This window comes from Bradyrhizobium sp. G127, assembly GCF_021502575.1.
GTDB lineage: Bacteria > Pseudomonadota > Alphaproteobacteria > Rhizobiales > Xanthobacteraceae > Afipia.
This window is the reverse complement of sequence record NZ_JAKFGN010000001.1, coordinates 2,138,716-2,155,311: the sequence shown is the minus strand read 5'-3', so window position 1 is coordinate 2,155,311 and position 16,596 is coordinate 2,138,716. Positions and strand designations below refer to the sequence as shown.

Genomic DNA, 16,596 nt, shown 5'->3' with positions numbered 1-16,596 from the left:
TAAATATGTATCATAGGCTCGCCCTATGTCTCAAAAACTTTTGTCTAAATCCTTGGTTTTGCAGAACCATGTCGTCGCACCTCTTGTTGCGGTGCACCGGACTCATCGGATTCTGCACTTTGCTTGTCTTCAACCTGGACGTGATCCGACGGGGCGTATTCAGCCGGCACGGGCATGGAACCATCGGTCGGGAGAGACAGTCTCACTTGCTGAAGCGGCAACTCCGGCGGAGGATTTTGCACTGCATCAACCTCAGTTTCACCACCGGTAGCAGCTTTCGCACCGTCCTGCCGCGGCCCGTTCGATTCGTCCGGTCCGGGTGTTGCCCGATCGCTCCCCATGATCTGTAGAACCATTTTCGCGATATCAGTACCGGCAGCGAGTTCGCTGTTTCCGGGCACACCGCCGGGCGTATTCCAGTCGTATGCATAATCGAGCGCAGGATTGACATAGTTGCGGATCGCTGGATCCAGCGCCCACGACTTTCGCAGGGCCGCGTTGCGCAAGCTCTCAGGCACGCCCTTGCGCAAGAAGCCTGTGATATCGGTGGTTTCGGTGACGTCTTCCAGCTTTGGCAGGCTGGAAAGATCGAATGCTTCCTCTGCGCCGCCTTCGGCAGCCGAGGCCGGCCTAGCTTGCGTCTCGTCGGCCGACTTTGCAGGCGCGCTGTCGGCCTCGGGCAGTTTCGCCTCCCGCTTTCGCTGCGACCAGCGCGACAGAAAATTCTTGTCGCCATCCTTCCCGTCCTGGCTCATGCGCCGTCCTTCCGACTGCCGGATGGATCATCACCGCGTCTGCGATCGACATTCGCCCGATCGCGCTTGCGTTTGTGGAACACCTGCTCGACATGGAATTCATCGACGAATGCGGCGACCCACGACGCAATATCCGGCGGCATTGGAACTGTGCCGATGACGTCGGTGCCGCTTTCGAACATCGCCTCGCCTTCGGTCGGGTCTGCGGTCACTTTCGTCAATTCGAGTTCCGCACCGCCATCCTGACGCCGAAGCGCGACCCAGATAAGGGGCGTGCCGTCAGCGAGATTGTCGCGATAGTTGGCCGTGTCAGCGCTAAACAGATCAATCGTCGCACGACCGGCATAATACAACGTCGCATCGGCGTCCTGTGACAACACCGTCCAGGGCGCGGTTGCCGGCACATCGTCGAGAACCGTTACCGGCGACCACATGTGGTCGATCCAGGGATTATCAATCACGCGTCGGCGCAGCACTACTCCAACCTCACGGGACGTCTCAGTCATGGATGAACCTCCCGTTGAACGTGAATCACGCGACGTTCGCCGCCGACGTGAGCGGCAAACCCACGATAAGATTCTGCGGTTTCAGGCGCACCACCTTCTCCGCGTCCATCGCCAGAATGAGATAGATCGGCCTGGTCCCGACGCGCTCATCCACAAAACGGACATCATCAAAGGTCAGGCGCATCAGAGCGGCGATCCGCTCGGCTGCATCCGCTCCCGGTGCAGCACCATTCCAAAGCGCATTGCCGATTCTGGTGCCTTCACTGTCGAGGCCGACAAACCAGCGCCAATCGCGGTCCTCGATCGATGCAACGGTCTCAACCTTCACGGTGACGCCCAGAAGATGACCGATCCAGCGTTCGATGACGCGGCAGAGTCCGTCACGCGCCTGGGGATTGCCGCCGAGATTCATGGCCATCGCATGGGCATCCGACCGCGACCAATAGGTCCATGCGTTGTCGTCATCCATGACGTCCATCTCTCCAATGGCCTGTGGCTGAAGCATCGCGGTCAACGGCGACGAATGAAGGTCATGTTGCGCCTGGTGCTGTGCCTCGACGACTTCGGCATCGGCCAGCAGCAGCGAACCTTCATGAATCGTGGCTTTCTGGCTGCGGTAAAACAACTCCGCAGCGCGAAGCACATAAGGATCGTCGCAGCCATCGAGCGCGTTGCGCAGGATCAGGTGGCACAATTGCGAAAGAAAGATCGGCGGCAGATCGCTCGCGCCCTTGCGTGCCAACGACACATACACCGCCTCAAGCGAAGGGGCCGCGAGAAGCCTGTCGCGGAACGCGATCATAAACGTCCAGTTCTCTCGCGCGTCGGCATCTGCGAGTGCGGCAATATCGGCTTTCGTGACCGGGCGAAACGGATCGGCAAGCAGAGCAGTATGCAGACCGCGCTCGGCATCGCAGGCGTCGTCAGGTGGCATTAACTCAGGACGCGCCAGATACGCCATAACCAACTCAGGCGTCGCAACCAGTCCGCCGTGATCCGCCCGGCGGGTGAGATGATGACCCGAGGCGACCCAGAATTCTCTCATGTACGATCCGCCTTGATACGATCGGTCTTATTCAGTTCGAGAAGGTCGATCTCCTCGGTGGGCTCCTCGCCCTCAACCTCATGAAAGGTAAAGGCGGGTGCATGGCTGTGCAATCGGTCCGCGCCCGGCTCCGACTGCCGGGGCCTCAGCGTGCGGAACCGCTCGCGGATTTCACCGTTCTCGACGGTTCGTTGTACGGCCAAAATCGTCTGCGGTGGATGATCGCATAGAGAGGACGCGAACGCGACTTCCTCTTCGGCGGCAACGCGCGCGGCTGCCATATCCGGCGCCCCAAATTTGTCCATGAGCTGCGCCGCGAGCCGCTCAATGACCGCCCGGAATTCAGCATCCGTTGCTTCCGTGACAACGGCCAGCGTTGACCAGCCGAGGCTGTCCACGCCGAGAAAGCCAGATCGAAGTGCGACCCGCTGTTTCTGCCCAAGCGACTCAAAATCACGGTCCCAGAACACGAATGCGCCCGACATGGCCCACTCTCCGGGCTCAGCGGCATGCTCGAACACAAACGTATCTGAGGGATCGAGTCTGATCGTGCGCGGGAGTTTCAGCATCCGCCTCACCCCAGTTTCGGAGCGCGATACTCCGGATCATACCACGCCGCTGCGGCCAGCCCATCGACGAGACCAATCCGAGCCGGCGCCTTTTCTGAAGCATGCGCCTTGATAAGGAGGTCGCCATTGACGTCGATTCCTCGCCGCTCGTCGGCATTCTCTCTCGACAGCCGCTCCAGATAATCGCGCGCTACGGGATCGAAGCCGCGCTCATTCCATTGATCGAATGCGGTCATGAGATGGCGGGCGAAACTTCCGATGATCGCTTCGGTATCGACCATCTCGAATCCTTCATTCAACAGGGCCACTCCGCTCGCCGCCTCGGTTTCCCCGATATGAGCCATATCCGCCGCGCGCAGGATGACACCGAACACCAGCCACTCAGGCACATCCGTCTCGTCACAATCCGCGGGCCAACCGAGCCGCGCACCGCCCAGCACGCCGCCGTCGAACAGGATCGTATCCGGCCAGGTAAAACTTACCTGTCGCTCCGGCGGGCAATGGACCGCGATGGCATCCGCCGTCGCATTCATGCCCGCAAAGAATGCGCGACGTGCGGAGACGAGCGGCTCATTGGGCTCAAGGACGACAGCGAATTCGACCAGATCGTAGCGCCGGACCCACACCAGTGTTCCAGCGCCAGCATCGGCGGCAATGCCGCAGCCATGCGCGAACGCGTCGCCGTATTCACGGAGGGAGACAAGCGTATAGCCCGGAGGCAGGTCGAGTGGCTGCTCTGCGTATGTGGCACGCGAATTCATCATCCGAGAAATTTTCCCTAAGCCCTTTGTATTTGGGCAGTCTATGCTATCTCGGTCAAGGCGGTGGCCGAGCCCGTGCAATCGGCAGGCCCAGCACCATATGATAATTGCGAGATAGTTGTGCCGCTGGGAAGGATTCAAGGTCGTAGAGCATGAATGGTGCAAAATCCCGCCTTCTGATTTGCACTTGCGAGAAGACCATTCCGCTTGACGCGCAGGCGATCGGGCGCGGCTGTGCGGCAAACTTAACGCAGGCAAACCAGCTCTGCGGCCGGGACGTCGGACAGTTCAAGGCCGCCCTCGCCGAAGGGGAACAGATCACAGTCGCCTGTACCCAGGAAGCTCCGCTGTTCAAGGAGGTCGCCGAGGACTTTCCGCAAGTTCCTCTCACCTTCGTTAACATTCGCGAGACCGGCGGCTGGTCGAAGGATGCCGCAGCGGCAGGGCCGAAAGCCGCAGCTCTTATCGCAGCCGCGTCGGAAGAGATGCCGCCAATCTCCTTGGTGACGCTTGAAAGCGGCGGCATCGCCCTGATCTATGGCCGTGACGAAGTCGCCATCGATGCGGCCAAACGTCTCGCCGATCATCTCGACATCACCGTCATTCTCACCAAGCCGCACGATCTGACACCGCGTGCGGTCAACGAATTTCCGGTGCTCAAGGGCACGATCCGCAACGCGCGCGGTTATCTCGGAAAATTCGAACTCGACATCGACGACTACGCACTCCCCTCGCCCTCCTCTCGCGACAAGCTGCTGTTCGGAACCGCGCGCAACGGCGCGACCTCGACCTGCGATCTTGTCCTGGACCTTAGCGGCGGCCTGCCGCTGTTTCCGGCTCATGAGTTGCGCCCCGGTTATTTGCGCGCTGATCCGCGCGACCGCGCCGCGGTCGAAAGAGCAATTTCGGATGCAAGCAACCTCGTCGGGACCTTCGACAAGCCGCGCTTCATTCATTTCGAAGATTCGCTCTGCGCGCATTCTCGCTCCAACATCACCGGCTGCACGCGCTGTCTCGATCTGTGCCCGACCGGCGCTATCACCCCGAACGGCAATGCCGTCGCTATCGATCCGAACGTGTGCGCCGGCTGCGGGTCATGCGCGTCAGCGTGTCCAACCGGCGCGGCGTCCTATTCGCTACCCAGCGTCGACGCATTGATGCGGCGGTTGCGGACGCTGCTGCACACCTATCGCAAGGCGGGCGGAGAGAACGCCATCGTGTTGTTTCACGACGGCGACCATGGGGAGCCGTTGATCGACGCCCTCGCCCGGTTTGGCGACGGGCTGCCGGCGAATGTGCTGCCGGTTCGCGTCAATGAAGTCACACAGCTCGGGTCCGAAGCGGTCGCCGCCATCTTCGCTTACGGAGGGACCGGGGCAGCTTTGCTGACACGTGCGCAGCCCCGCCATGAGACAGCCGGACTGCAACGCACGGCAGACATGTCGGCAACGATCGTGGCCGCTCTCGGATTCGGCGCAGAGGTCGTCCGTATTATACAGACCGACGATCCCGATCAGTTGCGCACGATGCTTGATGCCATGCCCGCGGGAGTGGCGTCCGAAAACCCGGCGAGCTTCGTCCCGCGCGGTGCAAAACGCGGCGTGCTGGAAACGACATTCCGCGAGTTGCATCTTGCAGCCCCCGCGCCGGTCGATGTCGTGCCGCTCGCGCAAGGTGCGCCGTTCGGTGGCGTGCATTTGAACGTCGAAGGCTGCACGCTATGCCATGCCTGCGTGACTGCTTGCCCCACCCACGCGCTGTCGGACAATCCTGACCGCGCCATGCTGCGCTTTACCGAAAGTCTCTGCGTTCAGTGCGGGCTCTGCGAGTCGACATGCCCGGAGGATGTCATCACGCTGGAGCCGCGGCTCGATTTTCAGGCATGGAATGCGCCGCTGCGTATCCTGAAGGAAGAAGAGCCTTTCCATTGCATCGCCTGCGGAGCGCCGTTCGGCACCCGAAGCTCAATCGAACGCGTGCTGTCAAAGCTGCAAGAGAAGCATTGGATGTTCGAGGGGGCCAATGCGCGACGGCTCGATGTCATCAAGATGTGCGCGGATTGTCGCGTCGAGGCTGTCGTCAACGAGAGTTTCGATCCGCACGCCGGACCGCAGCGTCCGCCCGTGATGTCGACCGAGGACTATCTGCGCGAGCGGGAAGTCAAAAAGAACGATCCATTCGGATCGCGGTAAACTTAGGCATCGGCGCTGCTCGCCGAGCGGGAGATTCTATTTGTCCGTCACTCATGCCCATCCCGGCGCGCCTGCGACAACAAAGGCTGCGGGAATTCCCGGCGTCCAGCACGTCATCGCTGTTGCCTCCGGCAAAGGTGGTGTGGGCAAGTCGACGACCTCGTGCAATCTCGCCTTGGGCTTCGCCGCGATGGGATTGAAAGTCGGCCTGCTCGATGCCGACATCTACGGACCGTCGCAGCCAAGATTGTTCGGCTTGCGTGGAAAACCGCGCCTTGTAGGTCCGCGCATGCTGGAGCCGATGGAGCGCTTCGGTGTCAAGGTGATGTCGATCGGCTTTCTGGTCGAGGAAGACAACGCCATGATCTGGCGCGGTCCGATGGTGATTTCGGCGATTACGCAGATGCTGCGCGAGATCGCGTGGAACGATCTCGACATTTTGGTAGTCGATCTGCCGCCGGGCACTGGCGATGCGCAACTGACCATGGCACAGCAGACGCCGCTGGCCGGCGCGGTGATCGTCTCAACACCCCAGGACATCGCACTAATCGACGCGCGGCGCGGGATCGAGATGTTCAAGAAGGTCAATGTGCCGCTGCTCGGACTGATCGAAAACATGTCCAGCTTTTGCTGTCCGACCTGTAACCATGTCACGCCGATCTTCGGCCACGGTGGCGCACGGCATGAAGCCGAGAAGCGTGGCATTCCTTATCTGGGCGAAATTCCGCTCGACATGGCGATCCGCCAGACGTCGGACGACGGACGCCCGATCGTCGCGACCGACCCTGAGGGCGTTCACGCGAAGCACTATATCGACATCGCACGCCAGCTTTGGACATCCATCACCACCGGCGCTGCGACGAAGCCGGCACCGCGTATCGTGATCGAGTAAGCCATGGCCGACGTCACACGGATCACATCGGAGAGTGCGAAGTCGCAGAAGGCGGAGCCGGGAGGCATGCCCACCCCGCGCGTGATGCCGGATCCGAAGAACCCGCGACTGACCGAGCGCGTCACTGGTATCGATCAGACCGGCGCGCCTATCGAGATCAATGTGCCGGTAGAGCGCGCGCTGACGCTCTATCTGAATTCCCAGGAGATCGTCACCATGATGACGATCAACGATTATCCAGAATATCTGGCGCTCGGCTATCTGCTCAACCAGAACATGCTCAAGCCCGACGATGTTGTAACAGAAGTGGTCTACGACGATGATTTGCAAGTGGTTGTCGTCTACACCGAACGCGGCACGAACTTCGAGGAAAAGCTGAAGAAGAAAACGCTGACCTCCGGCTGCGCACAGGGCACCGCTTTCGGCGATCTGATGGAAGCGATCGAAGGTGCGTCGCTGCCTTATGCCGAGTTACGCACGTCATGGCTGTATCAGATGACCCACGCGGTCAACACTGCGCCCTCGCTCTATCTCGAAGCGGGCGCCATTCATGGCTGCGTGCTGTGCAAGGAAGGCGAGCCGGTTTGCTACATGGAGGACGTCGGCCGGCACAATGCGGTCGACAAAATCGCGGGCTGGGCCTGGCGTCACAAAATCGATGTCGCCGACAAGATCATGTATACGACAGGCCGCCTCACCTCCGAAATGGTGATCAAGACGGTGCGCATGGGCATCCCCATTCTGGTCTCGCGGTCCGGCTTTACCGCCTGGGGCGTTCAGCTTGCGCGGCAAGTGGGGCTGACCCTGGTCGGACGCACAAAGGGCAAGCGATTCATCGCGCTTTCCGGACAGGAGCGGATTGTGTTCGACCAGAACCTCGAATTCGTCGCAGAAGAATCCGCGCGTCATCGCCGCAAGGGCAGCGACGATGACTGACGACCAGCCTTCGACCCTTGGTGTACTGCTCGCTGGCGGCCTTGCGCGGCGCATGGGTGGCGGCGACAAGCCGATGAAAACCATCGGCGGCCACACCATCCTCGAGCGTGTCATCGCGCGGCTTGCGCCGCAATGCGACGGGCTCATTCTCAATGCCAATGGCGATCCGGCGCGCTTCGCGTCGTTCGGGCTGCCTGTCGTCGCTGACACCGTTGAGGGATTTGCCGGGCCTCTCGCTGGCGTTCTCACAGCCCTCGACTGGGCTGCGGCGCACAGGCCTGATGTCGAATGGGTGCTCAGTGCCGCGACAGACTGTCCCTTCCTGCCTCGGGATCTCGTAGCGCGACTTCAACACGCACGAATCGAGCAAGGCGCGCAACTTGCCGTCGCCGCCTCCGGCGAACAAACCCATCCGGTCATCGGACTCTGGAACGTCGCGCTACGAGGCGAACTGCGTCACGCGCTGGTGGTGGAAGACATCCGCAAGATCGACCGCTGGACGGCACGTTACAAACTGGCGACAGTCACATGGCCGACCGAACTGCTCGATCCCTTCTTCAATGCCAATACGGTCGAGGATATCGCCGAGGCGGAGCGGCTCGCGGCTTTAGACGGCGCGTAATCGGGACGAGCTACGCCGGACGGAACCCCGCCTGCTCCAGTGCCTTTCGAACCTCCGCCGAGCGGAGCGCGTCGAGAAACGCCTGAACAGCAGAGCGCTGCTTGCGCGACGTCACAAGCGCGAAGTCGTAATGCTCCTCGGCGAACGGAATAAATCCAAGACCTGCCGCGCGCGCGACCGGCGCGATGGTCATGCCCCAGTCGGCGCGATTTTGCGCCACCGCAGCGGCCACCGCGTTGTGGGAGCGCGGCTGATTCCAGTAGCCGTCGGGCCGGGCCTCCCCCAACAGGCGATCGATCAGAATGCGCGTACCCGCACCCTGGTTGCGATTGACCATCAGGCATGACGGGTCCTTCAGCGCAGATCGCACCGCCTCCTCCGCGCCGAGACCTTCAAACCGCTTGTCGCCCGTGCGGAACACAATGCCCTGCATACGCCTATAGCCAGGCGCGAGTTCAAGACCTTCAACAAGAAAAGGCGTATTGTATGTGTCGGTTTTTTCGTCGAGCAGATGGATCGGTGCGAGGTCGCATTCCCCGCGCCGCGCCGCCGACAATCCGCCCAGACTTCCGACTGAAATCGACCGCACCGACAGACCGTCGTGCGCCAAAGGCGCCGTAACGATATCGAGCCCTGTGCAATGGCTGCCGACGATCACGAGATCGGGCACGCGCACATGCGGTGTAAACAGCGTGACCTCCACCTCGGCGCCCGCCGGCATCTGCTCGGCCAGTGCATCGATCTTCAGAAAGCCATCAGCCTGTGCGAACGACGTGATCGCGCCGGAGCCCTTGCCGGTCGGATAAGCAATCAGTCCGTCATCGCCTTCGACCAGCGACACCATCACGAATTCCGTCCGACCAAGCTCTGAAGCAATTCGCACCGGTACCTTCGCAGTCACCCGCGCATCATTGCGCGGCGGTAACCCCGCAAGACGGCGCAGCACCGGCACGATCATGTCGTGGAACGTGAACATCGCCGACGTCGGAAAACCCGGCAGGACGACAACCGGTTTGCCGTCGCATACCGCAAGGCACAGCGGCTTGCCGGGCTTCAGTGCGACCCCGTGCGCAATGATGCCGGGTTTGCCGAGCCGCGCGACGATACGATGAGAAACATCACCCTCGCCTTTCGACGTGCCGCCGGACAGAATGAGCATGTCGCTGCTTGCCAATGCTTCGCGCATCACGGCTTCGAGTTTGTCCTCGTCATCGGGAAACGCGCCCAGGAAATGGACTTCGCCGCCATTCTCGGACACGGCAGCCGTTACGATCGCGCCATTGGTATCGAAGATTGCGGCGGGGCGTAGCGGCTGGCCGGGCTGAACCAACTCGTCGCCTGTGGAAATGACCGCCACGCGCGGCCTTTGCGCTACGGACACGCGTGCGACACCAGATGCCGCAAGCATGCCGATTTCGCGTGAGCCGATCAGCGTTCCTGCGCGCAGCACAACCTCGCCCCGCGCAATGTCGGAGCCTGCATAAGACACAAATTGTCCGGGAGACGTCGCGCGCCTGATATTGATCGCAGCCGCGCCCGCCGGCTGCGTGTGCTCGACCATGACGATGGCGTCCGCGCCGCGCGGAATGGGACCTCCCGTCGCAATCGGCGTCGCCGTGCTCTGTGTCACCGGCAATTGCGGCACGGTGCCGCACGCAATCACTTCGCCGTTCAGATTCAGGCGGATCGGCAATGCTTCGCCCGCCATGGCAAGATCGGCCGAACGCACGGCAAAGCCATCGACATTGGAGCGATCGAACGGTGGAACGTCGACAACAGCAACAACATCGTTTGCCACAACGAGACCCAGCGCGTCGGCCAGCGCGCGGTCCTCGGCCGCCAGATCGCGCGGAAAGAGGGCTGCCTCGAAGCGCGCAAGCGCTTCTTCACGCGACAGGATGGTCAGGAACTGACCTTGATCGACGTTTCCGTTGTTTGGCGATGCCTTCGGCTTGATCATACTAAGTCTCACATCATATCGCGAAGAGAAAGCCCGCCAACCGTTGTTCCGGCTGCGTAACCTTCGCTGTCCCCCGGCACGGCCAGCCATGCATCAGCGCCGGCGATGGCACCGAGCGACAGTTGTCCAGCGGCAATCGGCATCCAGGTCTCATCTAACGTTTCGAGCAATACAATCTCGGCGACACCGATAGACGAAGAAATTTTGCGCGCGAGGGGGCGAACCATCTCACGCCGTGGCGACCTTGCCGTGAACCGGTCCAACGCCGGTTGAAGCAGCATCAAACATGCCGCCAAGGCCTGCTCGGGGGCGCCGGGAGCCGCGATGATCGGTACTCTACCAATCTTTCCGACTGCTGCCGTGCGCCCCGGCTGCACCGCAAGTCCATGAATCAGACGGGCTCCGCGTTCTGCCAGCGCGGCGATCGTCGTATCGGTGCGGCCCATCCCTGTGCCGCCGACCGTTATGAGCAGGTCGTAAGCGTCTCCTTCCAAGGCGGCGGAAATGCTGGCCGCATCGCGTCCCTTTGCCTGCAAGCCGACGGCTTGTGCACCGGCAGCTTGTGCAAATTTCAGCATGAATTGCGAGGATGCAGTATTGCGATCAGCGGAAGGGACATCGATCACGCCCACGCGTGGAGATCGAACCGGAATACGGTCGAACCCGGCGGCGCGGGCGACAAGCATATTAAATGCATTCACGCGCGTTCCCGGCGCGACAATCGAACAGCCAGCAGCAATATCGTCTCCAGCCCTGCGAATGCCAAGGCCAGGAAAGGACTCCGCGAGAACCTGAAAGATCGGTCCGGTTTCGTCGACCAAATCGGCATCGAGCACACAGTCACAATCGCCCGGCACACGATCGCCCGCTTCTACCCAAACCGGCGGAGCAGGCAGCGGCAATGGGGAGTAGGACGATGCGCCAACGATATCGCGGGCCCGTAGTGCCCAACCATCGAAGACCGCAACGTTAAAGGCCGGATGTGGCGCCTCGACTATGACCGCGGCCGCGACGCCGCCCACAGAGTCTTCTAGCGATACATCGATGGGTTCTACCGGCTCAACACCCTCCAGCAGAAGGCGCAGGGCGGCATCGAGCGGCGTGAGCGCGGTTGGCAAACGCTGCGTCATCTTGACGCCAAACGCGGGAGGGTCGTGCAAAACACTGGCAATCCGAACCCCGGAACCATCTTAGAGGCGAGGAGTTGATGAGGACAATTCATGCATTGCTTACTCTTGCACAAAGGCCTCTCATGCGCACTCAGTTCATTGCCGCTGCCTGCGCGGCGCTGTTCGCAGTCACGCCATCACTGGCCCAGACAGCCGGGACCGCAGGTGAAAAGCCTGAGACGAGTTGCAACACGGCAGCGACGTCGCCAGGCACGACCTCCGGAAACGCCAAGACCGCTGACACGTCGATGGGAGTCGAAAAGAGCGCCATCCTACCATCTGCCGGTGGACACGCAAATTCCGCCGCTCCGACGGTGCAGAGCGACGGAAAACCGATGGAAGTCCGGCCCGATTGCCCGCCTGAAACCAAGAAGTAAGACGGCTTTTGCTTTGTACGCCCAAGCTCTCTCAGGATGCCTTCCTTTCGGCATTAGGAAAGAAGAGTTGCTTGCCGTTGACCTGATAGGCCGCGATGGCGGCTTGACCTTCGGATGAGAGCAGCCAATCGATGAAACTCTGCCCCAAGTCTTTCTTCACTGAGGGATGCTTCTCCGGATTCACCAGAATCACGCCGTACTGGTTGAACAGCCGCTTGTCACCTTCGACCGCGATCACGAGATCGCCGGGGTTCTTGAAGGAAAGCCACGTGCCTCTATCGGAAATCACATAGGCGTTCATTGCGCCCGCCGTATTGAGCGCAGCACCCATGCCCTGACCGATCTCGCGATACCACGGTCCCTTCGCTGTCTCGAGATCGACGCCAGCTTGCTTCCACAGCGCAAGTTCAGCGGAATGCGTCCCGGATTTGTCGCCGCGCGAAACGAACGGGAGCGCCTTCCCCTGAATTGTTTTCAGGGCCGCGACGATATCCTTCGATCCGCTGACGCCGGCCGGATCGCTTTTCGGCCCGATCAGCACGAAGTCATTGTACATCACATCGAAGCGTTTCACGCCCTGCCCTTCGGCGATGAATTTTTCTTCCTGCGGTTTGGCATGTACGAAGACGACGTCGGCATCGCCGCGTCGCGCGGTATCAAGCGCCTGTCCGGTGCCCTGCGCGATGACCTTCACCTCGACGCCGGTTTTGGCCTTGAACAACGGCAGGATGTGATTGAACAGGCCTGAATCCTGCGTGGATGTGGTGGAAGCCACGACGATGGACTTGTCCTGCGCGGACGCCGGCGTTGCTAACCCCGCCGCGAACAGCGAGAGCGCGAAGGCAAAAGAAGCGTACTGACGTTTCATGACGTGTTCTCCTCAGTTCAAATGACCAGATCGCCGCGCACGAAGGCCCCGGCCTCCGGCGTCGACGGGTTCTTTAGAAAATTTTCGGCGGCGGCCTGCTCACGCACTGTCCCGCGCACCATGAAAACAACATCGCCGGCGAGACGCCGGACCTGTCCGAGATCGTGCGATGACATAACGATCTTGATACCGGACTGCGCGGCGTGGCGAATGATCTCTTCGACGCTGCGCGTAGCCGCGGGATCGAGACTCGCGGTCGGCTCATCGAGCAGAAGCAGTTCCGGATCGCGAGCCAATGCACGCGCCAGCGCCAACCGCTGCTGTTCGCCGCCGGACAAGCGACGAGCGGGACGTGTGGCAAGATGCAGCAGACCGACGCGTTCGAGCAATTCGGCCGTGCGTGCAGCCAATTGCTCGCGCGGGTAATCCGCATGGGCCAGCCCATAGGCGATGTTGGCCGCCGCCGTTCGGCGCAACATCACGGGACGCTGAAACACGAATGCGCGGCGCGTTGGCTTCGCGTCGCTGCGACCACCCCACGTGACGCTGCCTTCGGTTGGCGTCGCTAGCCCCATGCACAGGCGCAACAGGGTGCTTTTCCCCGCACCGTTCGGCCCAACCACAAGCGTCGGCGCACCCGGTGTCAGCGTCAGCGTGAGGCGATCGATGATCGTTGTGGCGCCGGCACGCAGCGTTACGCGGTCGAACAGAACTGGCAGATCGGTCAGCGGTGCCCGCATCGTCATCCCGCCTGCCGTTCGGACCAGACCCGCGCGCCCCATGCCGCCGCATTGATCGCAAGAACGATCACCACGAGGACCACGCCAAGACCGAGGGCAAGCGGCAGATTGCCCTTCGACGTCTCAAGCGCAATTGCCGTGGTCATGGTGCGGGTGAAGCCATCTATATTGCCGCCAACAATCATGACCGCGCCAACTTCCGCCGCCGCGCGTCCAAAACCCGCAAGCAGCGCGGTCAGCAGACTGAAGCGCGCATCCCAAAGCAGCGTCGTGACGCGACCGAGCGGACCGACATCCATCGCCGACAGTTCGTCGCGATACTCAATCCAGAGGTCTTCAATGGTTTGACGTGTCAGAGCCGCGATGATCGGCACAATCAACACCGCCTGAGCGATGATCATCGCCGTCGGCGTAAACAGGATTCCGAGATCGCCGAGCGGCCCCGAGCGCGACAGCAGGAGATAAACCGCCAAGCCAACCACGACGGGCGGTAGTCCCATGAACGCGTTGACCAGCACAACAATCGCGCTCCGACCCGGGAAGCGCATCAGCGCAAGCAATGCACCGAGCGGCAGACCAACAATGGCTGCAAGCACAACAGCGGAAAGACTGACGGCCAGCGACAGTTTGACGATGGCGAAAAGCGCCGGGTCACAACCGACGATTAATTGCCAAGCATTCGCCCCGTCCAGCATGACTTCCCTCCGTCATGCCTTGTCCTGCATATTTTTCTAGTCTGTCAATGAATTGAAAAGAAACATGAATATGCATATAGATGCAGGATGGACTTGCTGACCACGAGCGAAGCATCGGAGTACCTGCGGCTGGGGGAGCGCAAGCTTTACGAGCTGGTGGCCGACGGGGCGATCCCTTGCACCAAGGTGACGGGTAAATGGCTTTTCCCGCGTGAAGAGCTTGATAGATGGGTGTTATCAGAACTGATCCTACCGATCGGCATGGGTCCTTCCAATCCACCTTTGATCGTTGGCGGTAGTCAGGATGGGCTGCTCGAGTGGAGCCTGCGCGAGTCCGGCTCTGGTCTTGCAACGCTTGCTGAAGGGACCGAGAGCGGCGTCGGCCGTGTGCTGCGCGGCGAAGCGATCGCCGCAGCGATCCATTTCCATACTGAACATGATGTGCAGGATTCTGGCGAGGATGCCAATGTCGCTGCAGTGCGGACGATCGCCAGTTTGCACGACGCCGTGCTGGTCGGCTTCGTGAGGCGCGAACAGGGCCTGCTGCTCCAACAGGGAAACCCGAAAAATCTCACCAGCCTCGCCGACGTTCTCAGCTCGGGCGCGACGATGGCTGTCAGGCAACCTGGCGCCGGCGCGCAAATGCTGCTCGATGCCCTCTTGAAACAGCATGGCGCAAAGCCGAAGGATCTGCGTCGGCTGGATTCGCCGTGCCTGACCGGGCCTGATCTGGCGACTGCAATTCGCGCCGGCAAAGCGGATTGCGGCATCGCAACGCGTGCAGCGGCCAAGACTGCCGGTCTGGACTTTGTGCCGTTGCTTTGGGAAAATTTCGACCTGATGATGCGTCAGCGCTCATACTTCAAACCGGCGCTGCAAGCGCTGGTGAATTTCATTGTCCAGCCGGCCCTCAAGCAACGCGCCAACGACCTCACGGGCTACGACACTGCACCGGCCGGCAAAATCCGCTATTTCGCCTGACACAATCTTCGCGTGATGACTTGTTTGCCGTCAGGATTATCCCCGCGGCCACTCCGCTACATGACCATTATCACGCCCGGTTTATCGCGCATGGATTTCATGCTTCGATGTGGAGATATCTGGTTTCAAGGGATCACCGGTGCGGGACGCCGACCGTCACGTCAGAAGGTATCGAGCTGGTGTGCCACTCCTGATTGGCGCACTCATTGCCGCACTGGGTGCGGCTCCTTCGCTCGCTCAATTGCGCGGCCACGGCGGTCCGGTGCGGGCGCTGTCGGTTTCATCCGATGGCCGGACGCTTCTTTCAGGAAGTTTCGACGGCAGTGCGATCCACTGGTCGCTCGACCGCGACACCGCCGAACAGGTCCTCCGATTTCACGCCGATGCTGTCAACGCAACGGCCCTGCTCCACGACGGCCGCGCCGCCACCGCGGGCGCTGACAGCCGCATCGCAATCTGGAGTTCCGGAAAGACGCAGCCTGACGTCGTGCTCGAAGGCCACACCGCCCCAATTGCTGCGCTTGCGCTGTCGCCCGACGGCTTAACACTCGCCTCGGCGGCATGGGATCACACCGTGCGACTTTGGCCCCTCTCCGGCGGCGTGACACGGGTGCTGGAAGGCCATTCTCAGAACGTCAACGGAATCGCGTTTAGCGCTGACGGCAAAACTCTCGTGAGCGTCAGTTATGACCTAACTGTCCGCGTCTGGCCTCTCGACAGCACAGCTGCTCCATCTGTCGTTACCCTGCCCGCACCGCTCAATTCAGTTGTTGTCTCCAATGACGGGCAGATCGTCACCGCCGGCACAGACGGCAAAGTCTATTTTCTCGATCGCGCGGGCAAATATAAGGGCGAGACCGCGGTGGGGCCTGTCCCATTGATTGCGATGGCGATGTCGAAGGACGGCGCCCTGCTTGCGGCCGCCGATATTCGCGGAGCGGTCGCCATCATCGATCCCAAAGCACGCACGGTAACGCGCAGGCTGGTCGGACCGGGGCTTCCTGTGTGGTCTGTCGCGTTTATGCCGGACAATGGCACCCTGCTGACGGGCGGCGCGGACAGTATGATCCGCCGCTGGAATGCGCGCACGGGAGAGCCGATAGGAACGACCATTCAAGAAAGCCCGAACGACCCGCTTTCCGCTTATGCGGGTGACCGCGGTGCAGAAATTTTTCGTGCTTGCGTCGCCTGTCACACGCTCACGCCAGATCAGGGCAACAAGGCCGGCCCCACACTCTCGGGAATTTTCGGACGCAGGATTGCGACCTTGCCGGGCTACAATTTTTCAGAGCCGCTGAAGAAGCTCGATATCGTCTGGACCCCGGAAACCGTGTCTAAGCTTTTCGAGATCGGCCCCACCGCCTATACGCCCGGCACAAAAATGCCTGAGCAACTCATCAGTTCGGGCGAGGACCGACAGGCACTGGTGAGATTTCTCGCGCGGGCCACAAAACAGTGAACAGCAGCCTGTGCAGGAAAGACGCGCGGTGTTGCGAATATCCGGTGTTCCGGATAAGAAAGTCTCATA

16 protein-coding genes and 1 pseudogene are annotated in these 16,596 nt (G+C 61.2%); 6 read left to right on the top strand and 11 right to left on the bottom strand.

What is annotated here, in order from left to right:
• Window positions 1-44: 44 nt before the first annotated feature.
• From LVY71_RS10165 to LVY71_RS10145, 5 genes are read right to left on the bottom strand one after another with little or no spacing between them, the layout of a single operon-like run.
• The gene (locus LVY71_RS10165) at window positions 45-755 is read right to left on the bottom strand and encodes a DUF3306 domain-containing protein (RefSeq protein WP_235099669.1); all 711 of its coding nucleotides are present in this window, start codon (window positions 753-755) and stop codon (window positions 45-47) included.
• Window positions 752-1,261, bottom strand: coding sequence for a DUF3305 domain-containing protein (locus tag LVY71_RS10160; RefSeq protein ID WP_235099668.1), 510 nt, complete (start codon window positions 1,259-1,261; stop codon window positions 752-754). Before LVY71_RS10160 ends, LVY71_RS10165 begins: the two co-directional genes overlap by 4 nt.
• Before the next feature lie 25 nt (window positions 1,262-1,286).
• Window positions 1,287-2,306, bottom strand: coding sequence for a DUF6352 family protein (locus LVY71_RS10155; protein WP_235099667.1), 1,020 nt, complete (start codon window positions 2,304-2,306; stop codon window positions 1,287-1,289).
• Window positions 2,303-2,875 (bottom strand): DUF6505 family protein, encoded by a 573-nt coding sequence (locus LVY71_RS10150; protein WP_235099666.1) that lies wholly within the window; start codon window positions 2,873-2,875, stop codon window positions 2,303-2,305. Before LVY71_RS10150 ends, LVY71_RS10155 begins: the two co-directional genes overlap by 4 nt.
• A gap of 5 nt (window positions 2,876-2,880) precedes the next feature.
• On the bottom strand, window positions 2,881-3,639 hold the full coding sequence (locus LVY71_RS10145; protein ID WP_235099665.1) for a biotin/lipoate--protein ligase family protein: 759 nt from the start codon (window positions 3,637-3,639) through the stop codon (window positions 2,881-2,883).
• 149 nt (window positions 3,640-3,788) lie between these two features.
• Here LVY71_RS10145 and LVY71_RS10140 point away from each other — a divergent pair, with 149 nt between their 5' ends.
• The 4 genes and pseudogenes from LVY71_RS10140 to mobA all read left to right on the top strand — a co-directional run bounded on the left by LVY71_RS10140 (window position 3,789) and on the right by mobA (window position 8,278).
• Entirely contained in the window at window positions 3,789-5,828 is a 2,040-nt protein-coding gene (locus LVY71_RS10140) for a 4Fe-4S binding protein (RefSeq protein WP_235099664.1), read from the top strand.
• Window positions 5,829-5,886: 58 nt separating this feature from the next.
• A pseudogene (locus LVY71_RS10135) lies at window positions 5,887-6,720 on the top strand (Mrp/NBP35 family ATP-binding protein); the annotation flags it as partial.
• 66 nt (window positions 6,721-6,786) lie between these two features.
• Window positions 6,787-7,656 (top strand): formate dehydrogenase accessory sulfurtransferase FdhD, encoded by an 870-nt coding sequence (locus LVY71_RS10130; protein WP_235100078.1) that lies wholly within the window; start codon window positions 6,787-6,789, stop codon window positions 7,654-7,656.
• Entirely contained in the window at window positions 7,649-8,278 is a 630-nt protein-coding gene (gene mobA / locus LVY71_RS10125; protein WP_235099662.1) for a molybdenum cofactor guanylyltransferase MobA, read from the top strand. Before LVY71_RS10130 ends, mobA begins: the two co-directional genes overlap by 8 nt.
• Before the next feature lie 10 nt (window positions 8,279-8,288).
• Here mobA and LVY71_RS10120 read toward each other — a convergent pair whose 3' ends face one another.
• The 6 genes from LVY71_RS10120 to LVY71_RS10095 all read right to left on the bottom strand — a co-directional run bounded on the left by LVY71_RS10120 (window position 8,289) and on the right by LVY71_RS10095 (window position 14,087).
• Window positions 8,289-10,238, bottom strand: a complete 1,950-nt coding sequence (locus LVY71_RS10120) for a molybdopterin biosynthesis protein (protein WP_235099661.1) — start codon at window positions 10,236-10,238, stop codon at window positions 8,289-8,291.
• Between the two features lie 8 nt (window positions 10,239-10,246).
• Entirely contained in the window at window positions 10,247-11,368 is a 1,122-nt protein-coding gene (locus LVY71_RS10115; RefSeq protein WP_235099660.1) for a molybdopterin-binding protein, read from the bottom strand.
• A 130-nt stretch (window positions 11,369-11,498) separates the two neighbouring features.
• Window positions 11,499-11,678 carry a hypothetical protein gene (locus tag LVY71_RS10110; protein WP_235099659.1) on the bottom strand — a complete coding sequence of 60 codons (180 nt, stop codon included), beginning with the start codon at window positions 11,676-11,678 and terminating at the stop codon, window positions 11,499-11,501.
• Window positions 11,679-11,815: 137 nt separating this feature from the next.
• The gene (locus LVY71_RS10105; protein ID WP_235099658.1) at window positions 11,816-12,652 is read right to left on the bottom strand and encodes an ABC transporter substrate-binding protein; all 837 of its coding nucleotides are present in this window, start codon (window positions 12,650-12,652) and stop codon (window positions 11,816-11,818) included.
• Between the two features lie 17 nt (window positions 12,653-12,669).
• Window positions 12,670-13,392, bottom strand: coding sequence for an energy-coupling factor ABC transporter ATP-binding protein (locus LVY71_RS10100; protein ID WP_235100077.1), 723 nt, complete (start codon window positions 13,390-13,392; stop codon window positions 12,670-12,672).
• Window positions 13,393-13,394: 2 nt separating this feature from the next.
• Window positions 13,395-14,087, bottom strand: coding sequence for an ABC transporter permease (locus LVY71_RS10095; RefSeq protein WP_235099657.1), 693 nt, complete (start codon window positions 14,085-14,087; stop codon window positions 13,395-13,397).
• 87 nt (window positions 14,088-14,174) lie between these two features.
• Between LVY71_RS10095 and LVY71_RS10090 the strand changes: the two genes are divergently transcribed.
• Both LVY71_RS10090 and LVY71_RS10085 read left to right on the top strand, forming a co-directional pair.
• Window positions 14,175-15,068: a substrate-binding domain-containing protein gene (locus LVY71_RS10090; RefSeq protein ID WP_235099656.1), complete on the top strand. Its 894-nt coding sequence runs from the start codon at window positions 14,175-14,177 to the stop codon at window positions 15,066-15,068.
• A gap of 181 nt (window positions 15,069-15,249) precedes the next feature.
• Window positions 15,250-16,527, top strand: coding sequence for a c-type cytochrome (locus LVY71_RS10085; protein ID WP_235099655.1), 1,278 nt, complete (start codon window positions 15,250-15,252; stop codon window positions 16,525-16,527).
• Window positions 16,528-16,596: the final 69 nt, after the last annotated feature.